General features: G+C 59.7%; 18 protein-coding genes. 13 read left to right on the top strand and 5 right to left on the bottom strand.

All coding sequences use genetic code 11. The features are described from left to right. Positions 1-95: 95 nt before the first annotated feature. From OWK27_RS12085 to tisB, 3 genes are all read right to left on the bottom strand, one after another. Positions 96-929 (bottom strand): DMT family transporter, encoded by an 834-nt coding sequence (locus tag OWK27_RS12085; protein WP_193355440.1) that lies wholly within the window; start codon positions 927-929, stop codon positions 96-98. Between the two features lie 62 nt (positions 930-991). Then, the gene (locus tag OWK27_RS12080) at positions 992-1,438 is read right to left on the bottom strand and encodes a GNAT family N-acetyltransferase (protein WP_148420376.1); all 447 of its coding nucleotides are present in this window, start codon (positions 1,436-1,438) and stop codon (positions 992-994) included. 64 nt (positions 1,439-1,502) lie between these two features. Next, complete coding sequence (gene tisB / locus OWK27_RS12075) at positions 1,503-1,592, bottom strand: type I toxin-antitoxin system toxin TisB (RefSeq protein ID WP_047347446.1); 90 nt, start codon at positions 1,590-1,592, stop codon at positions 1,503-1,505. A 485-nt stretch (positions 1,593-2,077) separates the two neighbouring features. On the opposite strand from tisB, the gene OWK27_RS12070 reads away from it, so the two are divergent. The 10 genes from OWK27_RS12070 to OWK27_RS12025 all read left to right on the top strand — a co-directional run bounded on the left by OWK27_RS12070 (position 2,078) and on the right by OWK27_RS12025 (position 11,312). Next, positions 2,078-2,392 carry a type II toxin-antitoxin system HigB family toxin gene (locus tag OWK27_RS12070; protein WP_176609118.1) on the top strand — a complete coding sequence of 105 codons (315 nt, stop codon included), beginning with the start codon at positions 2,078-2,080 and terminating at the stop codon, positions 2,390-2,392. Beyond that, entirely contained in the window at positions 2,389-2,808 is a 420-nt protein-coding gene (locus OWK27_RS12065) for a helix-turn-helix domain-containing protein (protein WP_176609117.1), read from the top strand. The genes OWK27_RS12070 and OWK27_RS12065 overlap by 4 nt, the downstream gene beginning before the upstream one ends. A 145-nt stretch (positions 2,809-2,953) precedes the next feature. Beyond that, positions 2,954-3,052 (top strand): ilvB operon leader peptide IvbL, encoded by a 99-nt coding sequence (gene ivbL / locus OWK27_RS12060; protein ID WP_071830013.1) that lies wholly within the window; start codon positions 2,954-2,956, stop codon positions 3,050-3,052. A 104-nt stretch (positions 3,053-3,156) separates the two neighbouring features. Continuing rightward, positions 3,157-4,845, top strand: a complete 1,689-nt coding sequence (ilvB, locus tag OWK27_RS12055; protein ID WP_267590464.1) for an acetolactate synthase large subunit — start codon at positions 3,157-3,159, stop codon at positions 4,843-4,845. Positions 4,846-4,848: 3 nt separating this feature from the next. Beyond that, the gene (gene ilvN, locus OWK27_RS12050) at positions 4,849-5,136 is read left to right on the top strand and encodes an acetolactate synthase small subunit (protein WP_148420378.1); all 288 of its coding nucleotides are present in this window, start codon (positions 4,849-4,851) and stop codon (positions 5,134-5,136) included. Between the two features lie 77 nt (positions 5,137-5,213). Next, complete coding sequence (gene uhpA, locus OWK27_RS12045) at positions 5,214-5,807, top strand: transcriptional regulator UhpA (protein ID WP_267590463.1); 594 nt, start codon at positions 5,214-5,216, stop codon at positions 5,805-5,807. Next, positions 5,804-7,309: a signal transduction histidine-protein kinase/phosphatase UhpB gene (gene uhpB / locus OWK27_RS12040; protein WP_148420380.1), complete on the top strand. Its 1,506-nt coding sequence runs from the start codon at positions 5,804-5,806 to the stop codon at positions 7,307-7,309. Before uhpA ends, uhpB begins: the two co-directional genes overlap by 4 nt. Continuing rightward, positions 7,302-8,621: an MFS transporter gene (locus OWK27_RS12035; protein WP_267590462.1), complete on the top strand. Its 1,320-nt coding sequence runs from the start codon at positions 7,302-7,304 to the stop codon at positions 8,619-8,621. The genes uhpB and OWK27_RS12035 overlap by 8 nt, the downstream gene beginning before the upstream one ends. A gap of 132 nt (positions 8,622-8,753) precedes the next feature. Then, positions 8,754-10,145: a hexose-6-phosphate:phosphate antiporter gene (gene uhpT / locus OWK27_RS12030; RefSeq protein ID WP_148420382.1), complete on the top strand. Its 1,392-nt coding sequence runs from the start codon at positions 8,754-8,756 to the stop codon at positions 10,143-10,145. Between the two features lie 162 nt (positions 10,146-10,307). Next, on the top strand, positions 10,308-11,312 hold the full coding sequence (locus OWK27_RS12025) for an alpha/beta fold hydrolase (protein WP_267590461.1): 1,005 nt from the start codon (positions 10,308-10,310) through the stop codon (positions 11,310-11,312). Here OWK27_RS12025 and OWK27_RS12020 read toward each other — a convergent pair. Beyond that, positions 11,300-12,202, bottom strand: a complete 903-nt coding sequence (locus OWK27_RS12020) for a LysR family transcriptional regulator (protein WP_242174284.1) — start codon at positions 12,200-12,202, stop codon at positions 11,300-11,302. The two genes, OWK27_RS12025 and OWK27_RS12020, sit on opposite strands and share 13 nt — an antisense overlap. 99 nt (positions 12,203-12,301) lie before the next feature. Here OWK27_RS12020 and OWK27_RS12015 point away from each other — a divergent pair, with 99 nt between their 5' ends. From OWK27_RS12015 to nepI, 3 genes are all read left to right on the top strand, one after another. After that, a complete protein-coding gene (locus OWK27_RS12015; protein ID WP_063452074.1) occupies positions 12,302-12,754 on the top strand; it encodes a DUF1198 domain-containing protein in 453 nt (150 codons plus the stop codon). A 97-nt stretch (positions 12,755-12,851) separates the two neighbouring features. After that, a complete protein-coding gene (locus OWK27_RS12010; RefSeq protein ID WP_148420385.1) occupies positions 12,852-13,379 on the top strand; it encodes an SRPBCC domain-containing protein in 528 nt (175 codons plus the stop codon). A 64-nt stretch (positions 13,380-13,443) separates the two neighbouring features. Then, entirely contained in the window at positions 13,444-14,637 is a 1,194-nt protein-coding gene (gene nepI / locus OWK27_RS12005; protein ID WP_148420386.1) for a purine ribonucleoside efflux pump NepI, read from the top strand. Between the two features lie 108 nt (positions 14,638-14,745). On the opposite strand, the gene OWK27_RS12000 is transcribed toward nepI, so the two are convergent. After that, positions 14,746-15,651 (bottom strand): EamA family transporter, encoded by a 906-nt coding sequence (locus OWK27_RS12000; RefSeq protein WP_267590460.1) that lies wholly within the window; start codon positions 15,649-15,651, stop codon positions 14,746-14,748. Between the last annotated feature and the right edge of the window lies 1 nt (position 15,652).

Here is a 15,652-nt window from a genome sequence, read left to right as displayed (position 1 = left end):
CAGAGAGATGACAATTTAAGCATTGTCGTGGTGAATGGGAAAAGCGGAAAAGGCAGGATTTGTAAACAATATCGGCAACTAATGTTGCCAGTGGATTACGCGAGGCGCAACAGGATCGCGCCAGCGGCAATTCCCAGCGCCGCCGCGACGCGCAGGCCGCTAACCTTCTCTTTTAAAAGCACGAATGCAATGGCTGTGCCAAAGAGGATCGAGGTTTCACGCAGCGCCGCGACCACGGCCAGGGGCGCCTGCGTCATCGCCCAGAGCGCCAGGCCGTAAGAGCCCATGGTGGCAATGCCGCCGGGCAATCCTTTTTTCCAGTGCAGGCGCAGGTAGCCAGACGCTTCACGGCGGCGCGCCACCATCGCCCAGCCCAGCAGGCAGGCGCCGTTCATGAAGAAGGTCCAGAGCGTGTAGCCCAGCGCGGAATCCGCTAACCGCACCCCGGTACCGTCCACCAGCGTATACCCGGCGATAAAACAGGCGTTCAGCAGGGCAAGCCAGATCCCCTTGCGTGAGTGCACGCGCCCATGCATCGACATCGCCAGAATAGAAAGGCAGATCGTGCCAATACCGGTCCAGGCGAGCCAGGAGAGGCTATCCCCGAGCATCAGCACGCTGGCCAGCGCCACCAGCAGCGGGGCGGTTCCGCGCATCAGCGGGTAGGTCTGGCTCATGTCGGAGACCTGATAGGTTTTTGCCACCAGAACCGTATACACCACCTGTAAGGCGCAGGAGACGAACAAATATGGCCAGCTGGCGGCGGAAGGCTGCGCAGAGAAGGGCAGTAAAATCAGGGCAATAAGCGCGGCGGAGCCGCTGACGCTAATGGCGGAATAGAGTTTGTCCGTTCCGGCTTTAACAATGGCGTTCCAGCTGGCATGCAGCAGTGCGGCGAACAGCAGAATGCAGAAAACGGTGATGGTCATGGCGTACCGGATGGCGAAATGTCATCCAACTGTAACATTCACCCGTCGATGCTGCTACCCGTCTACACCGCGCAAAACAGGCGGTGCGTTACCCGGGGTTCGTCCGAGACCAGCGTAAAACCCGCCCGGTGATAGAACCCGAACGCAGCGTCCGGCGCATGGGTATTCAGAAAATCAAACCAGATGCTGGCGTCGGCCATCACCACGGCTAAAAGCTGTTTACCAATCCCCATCCCGCGGCACTTCTCGCTGACGTAGAGATGCCGAATGCGTCCGGCGCGCGGCTGCTGGCTGAACGGATCGCGGTTAAGGCCGCACACGCCCACCAGCCTGCCGTTGAGAAACGCGCCCAGCAGCTTTTCGCCCGGCGCGTTAAAACGATTTTCACCACGCTGCCAGTTCTCTTCCAGCCTGCGCAGCATGCTGAAATTTAAGGCGATACTCTCGGCCTTCAGGGCAATATACCCCGGCTCGTCCGGGGTGACAGGCTCAATTAACAGACGCGACATAGCATTCCCTCGTTATTAAAGAGGGGCGGTTGCCCGCCCCTCTCAGGTGCGACTTGAACCTGAATCACCGAATGAATTTCAGGACAGCATCAAGCAGTTGCAGTACAGCAACAATGAGTTTGAGGATAAGTATCACCATATCCACGACGCTCATACGCGTCTCCTTTTGGTTAAAAGGAGCACGATGCTGGCGTACCTTTCCGCCGCCTGTGGCCAGCACCTGGATTGACGTAACACAGTGTGCTCACTTCAGGGGTTAAGGCACTGACGGCACCACCCGTTTCAGCCAGGACTTCGTTGCGCCGGTAGAACTGCGGCCCCCTCGCTCACTGCGAACATACTCAGTATAGATAAATACTGTATGCATGAACAGTATTTTGTGGACAAAATGTGGAAGGCAATCCATACTCAAAAACGTCAAAATCCGTGCCGGAATTGCGCGTTCGTGTTCGATCGCGTATACTTTTCGCGTTGACGTAACACAGTGTGTTCTGCGGCGACCAACCGCAAAACCCTGAAAAAAACCTCGCTTAGGCGGGGTTTTTTGTTTTCTGGTCTGCTCAAAAAAGATGTCTGTTGACTTATTGGCAATGGATGTTATCGTTGCCATAATGGCAACGGACGCGGCAGGCATGCAGTATGCACTTAATCTCGATGAAGGCAATTTTGGATGCGGTAAGTCAGTTTCCGCAACACAGGGAAGAGCTCCTCTTTTTAGGACGAGTTATTGAGAAGAGCCATTGTCCAACGCCTGCCGTGCTGAAAAAGCTTTTTCCAACACTGGATAACTTCAAGTATCTCGATAAGCATTATGTTATTGATATTGCAAACAACAATCTCAGAGTAGTGGCTCTCATATTTTTTGAAAGCCAGAAGTTTTATGTGCGCCATGTTTTTACTCATAAGGAATATGACCGTTTTACGGAGAAACATCGCACTAAGGGGAAGAAATGATGATCGTCGCTGATGCAATGAAGGCTACGCATGATCTTGTCGCGGCTGTTCCTTTACTGGGTGAACATCCGAACGAGAAGGATTACCAGGACGCACTTGAGCTGGTTGAATATCTGCTTATGAATGAGCCCGGCAGTCCTCTGCTGGATATCGTATGTGCAAGAATTAGTCGTTACGAAGCGAATCGACCCGAAATTGTCGCGTTACGCCAGGAGATAGATTCTGTTCCTGTGGGGATTGCAGTTTTACGAACCCTTATGGATCAGCACAAACTTACGCTCTCAGACTTTCAGGATGAAATAGGCAGTAAATCAATGGTTTCGAGGGTTCTCAACGGGCAGCGCCAACTCACGCTGAACCATATTAAAAAACTGGCGGCCCGTTTTGGCGTTTCGCCTGCGTTGTTTATTGAATAAAAAAACGGCTGCTTGCCGTTTCATCACCCAACAAACGAAACGTGATCCCTGACGCATTTTTGCGCAGATGAAAATATTTCCATTGTCACGTACGAAAACCTGTGTTTGTATAAATTCAATCAATGATTCCAAACACAGGTCCCCCATGACTGCATCCATGAACACCGCGACCCTACTAAAAACTGCGCAACCAGCCGCAGTGGTCGTCGTGCGTGTGGTGGTGGTCGTCGGCAATGCGCCGTAGGGACTGGATCAACACACGAATCCAAAACCCCGCCGGCGCAAACCGGGCGGGGTTTTTCGTTTAGGACCCCTCCCCGGAAAGTCGGCCCATAAAAGGACTGGAGCATGGCAAGTTCGGGCACAACATCCTCAAAGACGCGTTTTACAGGCGCGCAGCTGATTGTTCATTTACTGGAACGACAGGGCATTACCACGGTTGCGGGCATCCCTGGCGGCACGGTGCTGCCGCTGTACGATGCGTTAAGCCAGAGCACGCAGATCCGCCACGTGCTGGCGCGCCACGAGCAGGGGGCAGGCTTTATCGCTCAGGGCATGGCGCGTACGCAGGGCAAACCGGCGGTCTGCATGGCCTGTAGCGGGCCGGGCGCAACCAACCTGGTGACCGCCATCGCCGACGCGCGGCTCGACTCCATTCCGCTGATCTGCATTACCGGTCAGGTGCCGTCCTCGATGATCGGTACCGACGCGTTCCAGGAAGTGGATACCTACGGCATCTCTATCCCCATCACCAAACATAACTATTTAGTTCGCGATATCAGCGAGCTTCCTCAGGTTATCAGCGATGCGTTCCGCATTGCGCAGTCTGGCCGCCCGGGCCCGGTGTGGATAGACATTCCTAAGGATGTCCAGACCGCAGAAATTGAGATCGACGTGCTGCCGGAGCCGGGCGACCGCGCGCCCGCGCCCGAATTCAGCGCTGAGAGCGTGCGCGACGCCGCGGCCATGATCAACGCCGCTAAACGTCCGGTGCTCTATCTGGGCGGCGGGGCAATCAACGCCGCGGATGAAATCCGTCAGTTCGCTGAAAAAGCTAACCTGCCCACCACCATGACCCTGATGGCGCTGGGCATGCTGCCCAAAGCGCACCCGCTCTCTCTGGGGATGCTGGGCATGCACGGCGCGCGCAGCACCAACTTCATTCTGCAGGAGGCTGATTTGCTGATCGTGATGGGCGCGCGTTTTGATGACCGGGCGATCGGCAAAACCGAGCAGTTCTGCCCGAACGCCAAAATCATTCACGTGGATATCGACCGCGCCGAGCTGGGTAAAATCAAACAGCCGCACGTGGCGATTCAGGGTGACGTAGCGGACGTGCTGGCGCAGCTGATCCCGCAAACGGACGCAACTGACCGCGCCGACTGGCGTCAGCTGGTGGCCGATCTGCAGCGCGAGTTCCCGGGCGCCATCCCAGCCGAGGGCGACCCGCTGAGCCACTACGGGCTGATTAACGCCGTGGCCGCCTGCGTGGACGACAGCGCGATTATTACCACCGACGTGGGGCAACACCAGATGTGGACCGCGCAGGCCTATCCGCTGAACCGTCCGCGCCAGTGGCTGACCTCCGGCGGCCTCGGCACCATGGGCTTTGGTCTGCCTGCCGCCGTGGGTGCGGCGCTCGCCAACCCTGACCGCAAGGTGATCTGCTTCTCCGGCGACGGCAGCCTGATGATGAACATTCAGGAGATGGCCACCGCGGCGGAAAACCAGCTGGACGTCAAAATCATCCTGATGAACAACGAGGCGCTGGGGCTGGTGCACCAGCAGCAGAGCCTGTTCTACAAGCAGGGCGTGTTTGCCGCGACCTATCCGGGGACGATCAACTTTATGCAGATTGCCGCCGGTTTTGGCCTGCACACCTGCGATCTGAACGCGGAAGAGGACCCCCACGCGGCATTGCAGGCGGCGATCTCCCGCCCTGGCCCGGCGCTGATCCACGTGCGTATCGACGCGCAGCAAAAAGTGTATCCAATGGTGCCGCCGGGTGCGGCAAATACTGAGATGGTGGGGGAATAAGCCATGCAGAAACAACATGAAAACGTCATTCTGGAACTCACCGTCCGCAACCACCCTGGCGTCATGACGCACGTCTGCGGGCTGTTTGCCCGCCGCGCGTTTAACGTGGAAGGTATTCTCTGTCTGCCGATTCAGGGCAGCGAGCACAGCCGCATCTGGCTGCTGGTCAACGATGACCAGCGTCTGGAGCAGATGATGGCGCAGATCGACAAGCTGGAAGACGTCACCAGAGTGGTGCGCAACCAGTCCGATCCCACCATGTTTAACAAAATTGCGGTGTTCTTCGAATAAATCGCTCATTGCTTGAACACCCGCGCGCTTATCGTTAAGGTAAGCGCGTTTTTTTATCCGCCCGCCAGGAACGCGCCATGACCACCATCGCCCTTATCGACGATCACCTAATCGTCCGCTCCGGATTTGCCCAGCTTTTAAACCTCGAACCGGATTTTCAGGTGGTGGCCGAGTTCGGCTCCGGGCGCGAGGCGCTGGCGGGCCTGCCGGGGCGCGGGGTACAGGTGTGCATCTGCGATATCTCCATGCCGGATCTCTCCGGGCTGGAGCTGTTAAGCCAGCTGCCAAAAGGGATGGCGACCATCATGCTCTCGGTTCACGACAGCCCGGCGCTGGTGGAGCAGGCGCTCAACGCGGGGGCGCGCGGGTTCCTTTCCAAACGCTGCAGCCCGGACGAGCTGATTGCCGCCGTGCGCACCGTCTCTACCGGCGGCTGCTACCTTACGCCGGATATCGCCATCAAGCTGGCGGCCGGACGGCAGGATCCGCTGACAAAACGCGAGCGTCAGGTGGCGGAAAAGCTTGCCCAGGGGATGACGGTGAAAGAGATTGCCGTAGAGCTTGGCCTGTCGCCAAAAACCGTTCACGTTCACCGCGCCAACCTGATGGAAAAACTGGACGTCAGCAACGACGTTGAGCTGGCGCGCCGCATGTTTGACAGCTGGCAATGAGTTCCGCTTTTTCACGGCTGATCGCCGTCGTTGCCAGCTTTTTTATCTTCTCCGCCGCGTGGTTTTGCCTGTGGAGCATCAGCCTGCATCTGGTGGAGCGCCCGGAGCTGGCGGTGCTGCTGTTCCCCTTCGGCCTGCGTCTTGGATTAATGCTGCAATGCCCGCGCGGCTACTGGCCGGTGCTGCTTGGCGCGGAGTGGCTGATGCTGATCTGGCTGGCGCGGGAGGTGGCGCTGGCGCATCTGCCGTTATTGACGATCGGGAGCGTGCTTACGCTTCTCCCGGTTGCGCTTATCTCCCGCTACCGCCACCAGCGCGACTGGCGCACGCTGCTGCGTCAGGGTGCGGCGCTAATTGCCGCCGCGCTGCTGCAGTCCCTGCCGTGGGTGGGCGACAAGGAGATGCTCAACGCCCTGCTGCTGACCCTGACCGGCGGCCTGACGCTGGCGCCGACCTGTCTGGTTTTCTGGCACTACCTCACCAGCACCGTCTGGCAGCCGCTCGGCCCGGCGCTGGTGTCACAGCCCGTCAACTGGCGCGCCCGGCATCTCATCTGGTATCTGCTGCTGTTTGTGGTTAGCCTCTGGCTACAGCTTGGCCTGCCCGCTGAACTATCGCGCTTCACGCCGTTTTGCCTGGCGCTGCCGATCGTTGCCCTTGCCTGGCACTACGGCTGGCAGGGAGCGCTGATTGCGACCCTGATGAACGCCATCGCGCTGATCGCCAGCCAGACCTGGCACGATCATCCGGTGGATTTACTGCTCTCGCTGCTGGCGCAAAGCCTGACCGGGCTGCTGCTCGGGGCGGGCATTCAGCGTCTGCGCGAGCTGAACCTCTCCCTGCAAACCGAGCTGGCGCGCAACCGCCGTCTGGCTGAACGCCTGCTGGAGACCGAAGAGAGCGTGCGGCAGGAGGTGGCGCGCGAGCTGCACGATGATATCGGTCAGACCATTACCGCCATCCGCACGCAGGCGGGCATCGTCCAGCGTCTGGCGGCGGAAAACGCGGGCGTGAAGCAGGGCGGGGCGCATATCGAACAGCTTTCGTTAGGCGTATATGACTCGGTGCGCCGGCTGTTAGGGCGGCTGCGCCCGCGCCAGCTCGACGACCTTTCGCTGGCGCAGGCGGTGCGCTCCCTGATGCGCGAGATGGAGCTGGAAAGCCGCGGGATCGTCAGCCACCTCGACTGGCGCATTGATGAACCTGCGCTGAGCGAAGGCCAGCGCGTGACGCTGTTCCGCGTCTGTCAGGAAGGGCTGAACAATATCGTCAAACACGCCAGCGCCAGCGCGGTGACGATACAGGGCTGGCAGCAGGACGAGCGCCTGATGCTGGTAATTGAAGATGACGGCTGCGGCCTGCCGCCGGGCTCCGGCCAGCAGGGATTTGGCCTGGCGGGCATGCGCGAGCGCGTCAAGGCGCTGGGCGGCACGCTGAACATCTCCTGCACCCACGGGACGCGCGTCAGCGTCAGCTTGCCGCTTCGGAGTCATCATGTTTAACACCCCTGTCGACGCAGCCCCGATACGCGATAAGGCGGAAATCGACGCCCGCTACCGCTACTGGCGACGCCATATCCTCGTCACTATCTGGCTTGGCTACGCGCTGTTCTACTTCACTCGCAAAAGCTTCAACGCCGCCGCGCCGGAGATCCTCGCCAGCGGCGTGATGGCGCGCACTGATATCGGCCTGCTGGCGACGCTGTTTTATATCACCTACGGGCTGTCGAAATTCCTTTCCGGCATCGTCAGCGACCGCTCCAACGCGCGCTATTTTATGGGATTCGGGCTGATCGCCACCGGCGTGGTGAACATCCTGTTTGGCTTCTCCACCTCGCTGTGGGCCTTTGCCCTGCTGTGGGCGCTGAACGCCTTTTTCCAGGGATGGGGCGCGCCGGTGTGTGCCCGCCTGCTCACCGCCTGGTACTCGCGCAACGAGCGCGGCGGCTGGTGGGCCATCTGGAACACCGCGCATAACGTCGGCGGGGCGCTGATCCCGATGGTGGTCGGTGCCGCGGCGCTGCACTACGGCTGGCGCGCGGGGATGATGATTGCCGGCTGTCTCGCGATCCTCGCCGGGCTGTTCCTCTGCTGGCGGCTGCGCGACAGGCCGCAAACCGTGGGGCTGCCGCCGGTAGGCGACTGGCGGCACGACGAGATGGAGATTGCCCAGCAGCAGGAGGGGGCGGGGCTGTCCCGCAAGGAGATCCTTACCAAATACGTGCTGAAAAACCCGTACATCTGGCTGCTGTCGCTCTGCTACGTGCTGGTCTACGTGGTGCGCGCGGCCATCAACGACTGGGGCAATCTGTACATGTCCGAGACGCTGGGTGTGGATCTGGTGACCGCCAACTCGGCGGTGACCATGTTCGAGCTGGGCGGGTTTATCGGCGCGCTGGTGGCGGGCTGGGGCTCGGACAAACTGTTCAACGGCAACCGCGGCCCGATGAACCTCATTTTTGCCGCCGGGATCCTACTCTCCGTCGGCTCGCTGTGGCTGATGCCGTTCGCCAGCTACGTGATGCAGGCGGCGTGCTTCTTCACCACCGGCTTCTTCGTGTTCGGCCCGCAGATGCTGATCGGCATGGCGGCGGCGGAGTGTTCGCACAAAGAGGCGGCAGGGGCGGCGACGGGCTTTGTCGGCCTGTTCGCCTACCTGGGGGCGTCGCTCTCCGGCTGGCCGCTGGCGCGAATAATCGACATCTGGCACTGGAGCGGATTCTTCGCGGTGATTGCCATCGCGGCGGGGATTTCGGCCCTGCTGCTGCTGCCGTTTTTGCATGCGCAGGCGCCGCGTGAAGCCAGCTTGATGTGATGCGCTTCACCTTTTGGTGCCGGGAGGCGCAAAACTAAGACATTTTCCCGGTTTTACCTGGACGCTGTCTCAGGCATCTCTCCCGGCTGATTTTTACAATGCGGTAAAAATCAGCTCAGGAGTAAACCAACCATGCTGGCCTTCCTCAATCAGGTGCGCAAGCCGACCCTGGATCTGCCGCTCGACGTGCGGCGCAAGATGTGGTTCAAACCGTTCATGCAGTCTTATCTGGTGGTCTTTATCGGCTACCTGACCATGTACCTGATCCGCAAAAACTTTAACATCGCCCAGAACGACATGATCTCAACCTACGGGCTGAGCATGACGCAGCTGGGGATGATTGGCCTGGGCTTCTCCATCACCTACGGGGTGGGGAAAACGGTTGTGTCCTACTACGCGGACGGCAAAAACACCAAGCAGTTCCTGCCGTTTATGCTGATCCTCTCCGCCATCTGCATGCTTGGCTTCAGCGCCAGCATGGGCGCAGGCTCCGTTAGCCTGTTCCTGATGATCGCCTTCTACGCCCTGAGCGGTTTCTTCCAGAGTACCGGCGGGTCGTGCAGCTACTCCACCATCACCAAATGGACCCCGCGGCGCAAGCGCGGTTCGTACCTCGGCATGTGGAATATCTCCCACAACCTCGGCGGTGCCGGTGCGGCAGGCGTGGCGCTGTTCGGCGCGAACGTCCTGTTCGACGGCCACGTGATCGGCATGTTTATCTTCCCGTCGATTATCGCCCTGATCGTTGGCTTTATCGGCCTGCGCTACGGCAGCGACTCCCCGGAATCTTACGGCCTCGGCAAAGCCGAAGAGCTGTTCGGGGAGGAGATCAGCGAAGAGGACAAAGAGACTGAAGAGAACGAGATGTCCAAATGGCAGATCTTTGTTGAATACGTGCTGAAAAACAAAGTGATCTGGCTGCTGTGCTTCTCAAATATCTTCCTGTACGTGGTGCGCATCGGTATCGACCAGTGGTCAACCGTGTATGCCTTCCAGGAGCTGAAGCTCTCGAAAGAGGTGGCGATTCAGGGCTTCACCCTGTTCGAAGTGGGCGCGCTGGTCGGCACCCTGCTGTGGGGCTGGCTCTCGGATCTCGCCAACGGCCGTCGCGCGCTGGTGGCCTGCGTTGCGCTGGCGCTGATAATCGCCACGCTCGGCGTGTACCAGCACGCCAGCAACCAGTACGTCTACCTGGCGTCCCTGTTCGCGCTCGGCTTCCTGGTGTTTGGCCCGCAGCTGCTGATTGGCGTGGCGGCGGTCGGCTTCGTGCCGAAAAAAGCGATCGGCGCCGCCGACGGGATCAAAGGCACCTTCGCCTATCTGATCGGCGACAGCTTCGCCAAGCTGGGCCTGGGGATGATCGCCGACGGCACGCCGATTTTCGGCCTCACCGGCTGGGCGGGCACCTTCGCGGCGCTGGATGCGGCAGCGATTGGCTGTATCGTCCTGATGGCGATGGTGGCGGTGCTGGAAGAACGTAAAATTCGCCGTGAAAATCGTGCGCAGAAATTAAAAGCGGCCTGAGTGTGCAGGTAACTTCTTTGCCCGGCGTGTGATGCCGGGCTTTTTTGTTTTGAATCTCCAGTCTTTACCCCGCTTTACACACCCATTCCTCTCCTTGCTCTACAGTGTTTTTGCTGCCGCCTTTCGCGCAGCCTTAGCCCTTTTTGCTATTGGAGAGCTTGCATGTTGACCCGACGATTATCCTGCCTGGCGCTGCTGGTGGCGCTGTCAGCCCCCGCATTGGCTGCGGATGCCCCTACCTACGGCGAGAAGCTGGAAGGTTTCGACTACGGCTGGCCGGTAAAACACTTTACGTTTACCTCGCAAAACCAGTCTCTGGATATGGCTTATCTGGACGTGAAGCCGGAAAAGCCCAACGGCCGCACCGTGGTGCTGATGCACGGCAAAAACTTCTGCGCCGGCACCTGGGACGGTACTATCCGCGCGCTGTCGGCGAGCGGATATCGGGTGATCGCCCCCGACCAGATCGGCTTCTGTAAATCCACCAAGCCGGAGCGGTATCAGTACACCTTTCAGCAGCTGGCGGATAACACCCACGCCTTGCTGAAAACCCTCGGCGTCGATCGCGTGACGGTTATCGGCCACTCGACCGGCGGCATGCTGGCGACCCGCTACGCGCTGATGTGGCCGCAGCAGGTGGAGCAGCTGGTGATGGTCAACCCGATAGGCCTGGAGGACTGGAAAGCGCGCGGCGTGCCGCATATTACGGTCGACCAGTGGTACCAGCGCGAGCTGAAGGTCAGCGCCGACGGCATTCGTCAGTACGAGAAAAATACCTACTATGCCGGAGAGTGGAAGCCGGAGTACGAACGCTGGGTGACCATGCTCGCCGGGCTGAACAACGGGCCGGGAAAAGAACGTGTGGCCTGGAACTCGGCGCTGCTCTACGACATGATCTACACCCAGCCGGTGATCTACGAATTTAGCGAACTCAGCATGCCGGTATTATTGATGATCGGCACGAGGGACAACACCGCCATCGGGAAAGATCTCGCCCCGCCTGAGATCCGCAAAACGCTCGGCAACTATGCGGTGCTGGGGAAGGAGACGGCGAAGCGCATCCCGCACGCGACGCTGGTGGAATTTAACGACATGGGCCACGCGCCGCAGATGCAGGATCCTGAGCGCTTCCACGAGGCGCTGCTTAAGGGGCTTCAGGCCCGCTGACTGGTTTGCAGTAACAGCCCGCGCAGCCACGCCTGCGCGGGATTGCGGTGCGTTCTGCCGTGCCAGGCCATGCTCTTGGTAAAGCCTGGCACGGGAACTGGCGTCTCGCAGATGAACATCCCCGTCTGATTTTCCGCGATGCGTGACGGCACGACGGCAATCATATCGCTGAGGGCCAGCACGTCCGGCAGAACCAAAAAGTGGCTCACCGAGAGTCCCACGTGCCGCGTCCGGCCAATTTTCTCCAGCGCGCTATCGGTTACCCCGCGAAAGCCGTCTCCCTCGTAAGAGACCAGCACATGCTCAAGGGCGCAAAATCGCTCTAACGTCATTGGCTCTCCGGCGTTTGGATGGTCGGCGCGCATCATGCATACGTACCGTTCATCATAAAGCGCACGGCTGTGAAGCTCATCGGGCGTGGTGTGGGGGGTGATAAGCGCTACGTCAATAGCGCCCTGCTCAAGCTGGCTGACAAGGCTACCGGGGGTAACGGGCACCACGCGCACGCGTATGCCAGGCGCCTGTGTTTTAAGGGCGGCGATAAACGGCACGACAACCGCCCGAAGTGCATAATCCGTAGCGGCAAGAGTGAAGGTGAGGCGAGCGGTATTAGGGTCAAAGGCAACGGGCTGAAGCAGCACGTCGATATCCGCGAGAATGCGCTTCACCGGAGCGGCCAGCGCTTCCGCGCGCGTGGTTGGCACCATGCCGTGCGGGGCGCGGATAAAGAGCGGATCGTCGAAGTAGTCCCGCAGGCGGTTGAGCATGCCGCTCACGGCGGGCTGGGTCAGAGCAAGACGCGCCGCCGCGCGGGTGACGCTGCGTTCATCCAGCAGAGCGTCGAGCGTTTTCAGCAGGTTTAGATCCAGCGTGCGCAGATCCGCTTTCATGATGTTTTGCTACCTCTTTTCCGTTCACTATTATGGCGCTGCCCGCTGTCGACGCGTTGCGTTTCCCGCTATGATGGGCGGCTAGTCTAAGGAGAACGCATGGTCTGGATAATGCTGGCAACGCTTGCCGTGGTGTTTGTGGTTGGGTTTCGTGTCCTGACCTCGGATTCCCGCCGCGCCATCAAACGTTTAAGCGAACGGCTGGGTATCACCCCGATGCCGGTCGAGTCGATGATCGACCAGTTCGGTAAAACGCCGGGCAATGAGTTTATCCGCTACCTTGAGCGCCCAGACGAAGCGCACCTGCAAAACGCCGCCCAGGTCCTGCTTATCTGGCAGGTCTGCATCGTCGACGGGAGCGAGGAGAATCTGCATACCTGGCACCGCATGCTGCGTAAAGCCCGCCTGGCCGCACCGATCACCGATGCGCAAATCCGCCTCGCGCTCGGCTTCATGCGTGAGATAGAGCCCGATCCGCAGGAGCTTAACGCCTTCCAGCTGCGCTATAACCAGCTTTTCCTCCCGGAAGAGGGCGTGTTTTATCTGCACTGATATCACGAAACGTGATGAAGAGTATAAAGCATCGTCATTGGATTTATATCTGCCGCAGGCGCACCATCACTTCATCCACTCGCTGATGAGGTGAACCATGAAACAATCCGCCATTATCTGGCCAAACGACTACCTGCCAGGCACAACCGATAACTTTGCATCCAACGAAATCATCGTCGCCGGGCTGAGCGCAAAAGAGATTTGGGCGCAGCTTAACGACACTACCCTGTGGCCGAACTACTACAGCAACGCCGAAGATATTCGTTTTCACGACGGCAGCGGTCCGGAACTGAGCGCCAGCGCCCGCTTCCGCTTCACGACCTTTGGCTTTCCGGTTGAGGCGCAGGTCACGGAGTATGTTCCGCCCGTTGACGGCGAAGCCGCACGGATCGCCTGGCACGGCTGGGTGGAGGGCGATGCCAGCTCGCGTCTGGATGTGATCCACGCCTGGCTGTTTGAAGACTTGCCGGGAAACCGCGTCCGTATTCTGACTCAGGAGTCGCAGAAAGGCGTCCCTGCACAGGAACTTGCTCGCACCGTGCCGAATCCGATGATCAACGGGCACCAGGAGTGGATCGTTGGGCTGGCGAATGCAGCGATGCAAGAAAAGTTGTCGAAACGTTAAATTCGTCACACTTTTGATGATAAACTGCGCGACTTTTCCGCACGTTTTTATCTCAGGTGACGCCATGACAGAACATATCCAGCCCACGACCCCGCCGCAGGCCAAAGAGGTTTCACGCCCCAACTGGTCGGCGGTTTTCTCCGTGGCGTTTTGCGTAGCCTGCCTGATTACCGTTGAGTTTCTGCCGGTCAGCCTGCTGACGCCGATGGCGCAGGATCTGGGCATTTCCGAAGGCGTGGCGGGGCAGTCTGTCACCGTCACCGCGTTTGTAGCGATGTTCGCCAGCCTGTTTATCACCCAGGCTATCGGCACCATCGACCGCCGTAAGGTTGTCATTCTGTTCAGCGTGCTGCTGACGCTCTCCTGCCTGCTGGTCTCCTTCGCTGAAAGCTTCACCCTGCTGCTGCTCGGCCGTGCCTGTCTGGGTCTTGGGCTTGGCGGCTTCTGGGCGATGTCGGCCTCGCTGACCATGCGCCTGGTGCCCGCGCGCACCGTGCCGAAAGCGCTGTCCGTTATCTTCGGTGCGGTCTCCATCGCGCTGGTGATTGCCGCGCCGCTGGGCAGCTTCCTCGGCGGGATTATTGGCTGGCGTAACGTCTTTAACGCGGCGGCGGTGATGGGCGTGCTGTGCATTATCTGGGTGTGGAAGGCGCTGCCGTCCCTGCCGGGTGAGGCGGCGCACCACAAACAGAACATGTTCAGCCTGCTTAAACGCCCGGGCGTGCTGGCGGGGATGACCGCCATCTTCATGGCCTTTGCCGGGCAGTTTGCCTTCTTTACCTATATTCGCCCGGTGTATATGACCATGGCGGGCTTTGACGTGGACGGCCTGACGCTGGTGCTGTTGAGCTTCGGTATCGCCAGCTTTGTCGGCACCTCGCTGTCGTCCCAGTTCCTGAAGCGCTCGCTGAAGGTGGCGCTGGCCGGTGCGCCGCTGGTGCTGGCGATCAGCGCGGCGGTGCTGGTGCTGTGGGGCAGCGATAAGTGGGTGGCGTCTGCCATCGCGATTATCTGGGGCTTTGCGTTTGCGCTGGTGCCGGTGGGCTGGTCGACGTGGATCACCCGCTCGCTTGCCGATCAGGCGGAAAAAGCCGGGTCGATTCAGGTGGCGGTGATCCAGCTGGCGAACACCTGCGGTGCGGCAGTGGGCGGCGTTGCGCTTGACCACCTGGGGCTGACGTCACCGCTGGTCATCTCCGGCACGCTGATGCTGCTGACCGCGCTGCTGGTGGCGGGGAAGGTGAAGGCGAAGTCGTAAATTCCCCCCTCACCCCGGCCCTCTCCCCAAAGGGGCGAGGGTGAAAAGACTGCACCGAGCCGTCCCCTCTCCCCTATGGGGAGAGGGTTAGGGTGAGGGGACATTCGCTTATGCCGATGTCTGAACCCGTCTTCTCGAATCCATCGAAATCAACACCACCGACGACACGATCAGCAGCGTCCCCAGCCAGTCCGGCAGGGTAAACGCCACGCCAAGCAAAATCACCGACAGCAGCGCGCTGCTCAGCGGCTCGGCGCAGCTCAGAATGCTCGCCTTCGGCCCGCCGATCATCTGCGCGCCTTTCAGGTACAGGCTGAACGTCAGCGCGGTGCCAATCACCACCAAGTAGAAAAACGCCAGCAGCAGGCTGCCGTCAATCACGAAGGTGGTGCCGCGTCCGGCGTAGAATGGCGTCAGCATCACTCCCGCAATCAGCATACTCCAGCCGACAATCGGCAGCGTGCCGTAGCGGGCAATAAGCGTTGACGGATAGGTGGTATAAAACGCCGCGGCAAAGGCCGAGGCAATGCCGAAGAACAAAGCCGCAGGCGAGATGGAGAGTGAAGTGGGGTCGCCATGGGTCACCAGCAAAAATGTCCCCACCAGTGAGGTTAGGATCGCGGAAAGCACAAACAGACCCGGCCGCTTTTTCCGCGCCAGCGCAAACCACGCCACGATAATTGTCGGAGACAGAAACTGGAGCACGGTCGCCGTAGCGGCGTTGGATTTTTCAATCGTCAGCAGGAAGGTGAGCTGAACGGTAAGCGCGCCGACCAGCGAGAAAAACAGCAGGCTGATGGCGTCTTTACGGTTTTTGATGACCGAAAAAATCTTGTCGCCGTGAACGAAGGAAAGCGTCAGCAGGATCACGCCGGTAAACAGCAGGCGAATCATGGTCAGATAAGGCGAAGAAATGTGGCTTTTCTCCATGATGTACTGCGCGCAAACCCCGGAACTGCCCCATAAAACGGCGGCGATCAGGACGTTTAGCATCCCTTTACGTGTGGACCCCATG

The organism is Enterobacter cloacae complex sp. 2022EL-00788 (genome assembly GCF_026627565.1).
Lineage (GTDB): Bacteria > Pseudomonadota > Gammaproteobacteria > Enterobacterales > Enterobacteriaceae > Enterobacter > Enterobacter pasteurii.
Note: the sequence above shows the minus strand (reverse complement) of the source record. Positions and strands in the feature narration are given on the sequence as shown.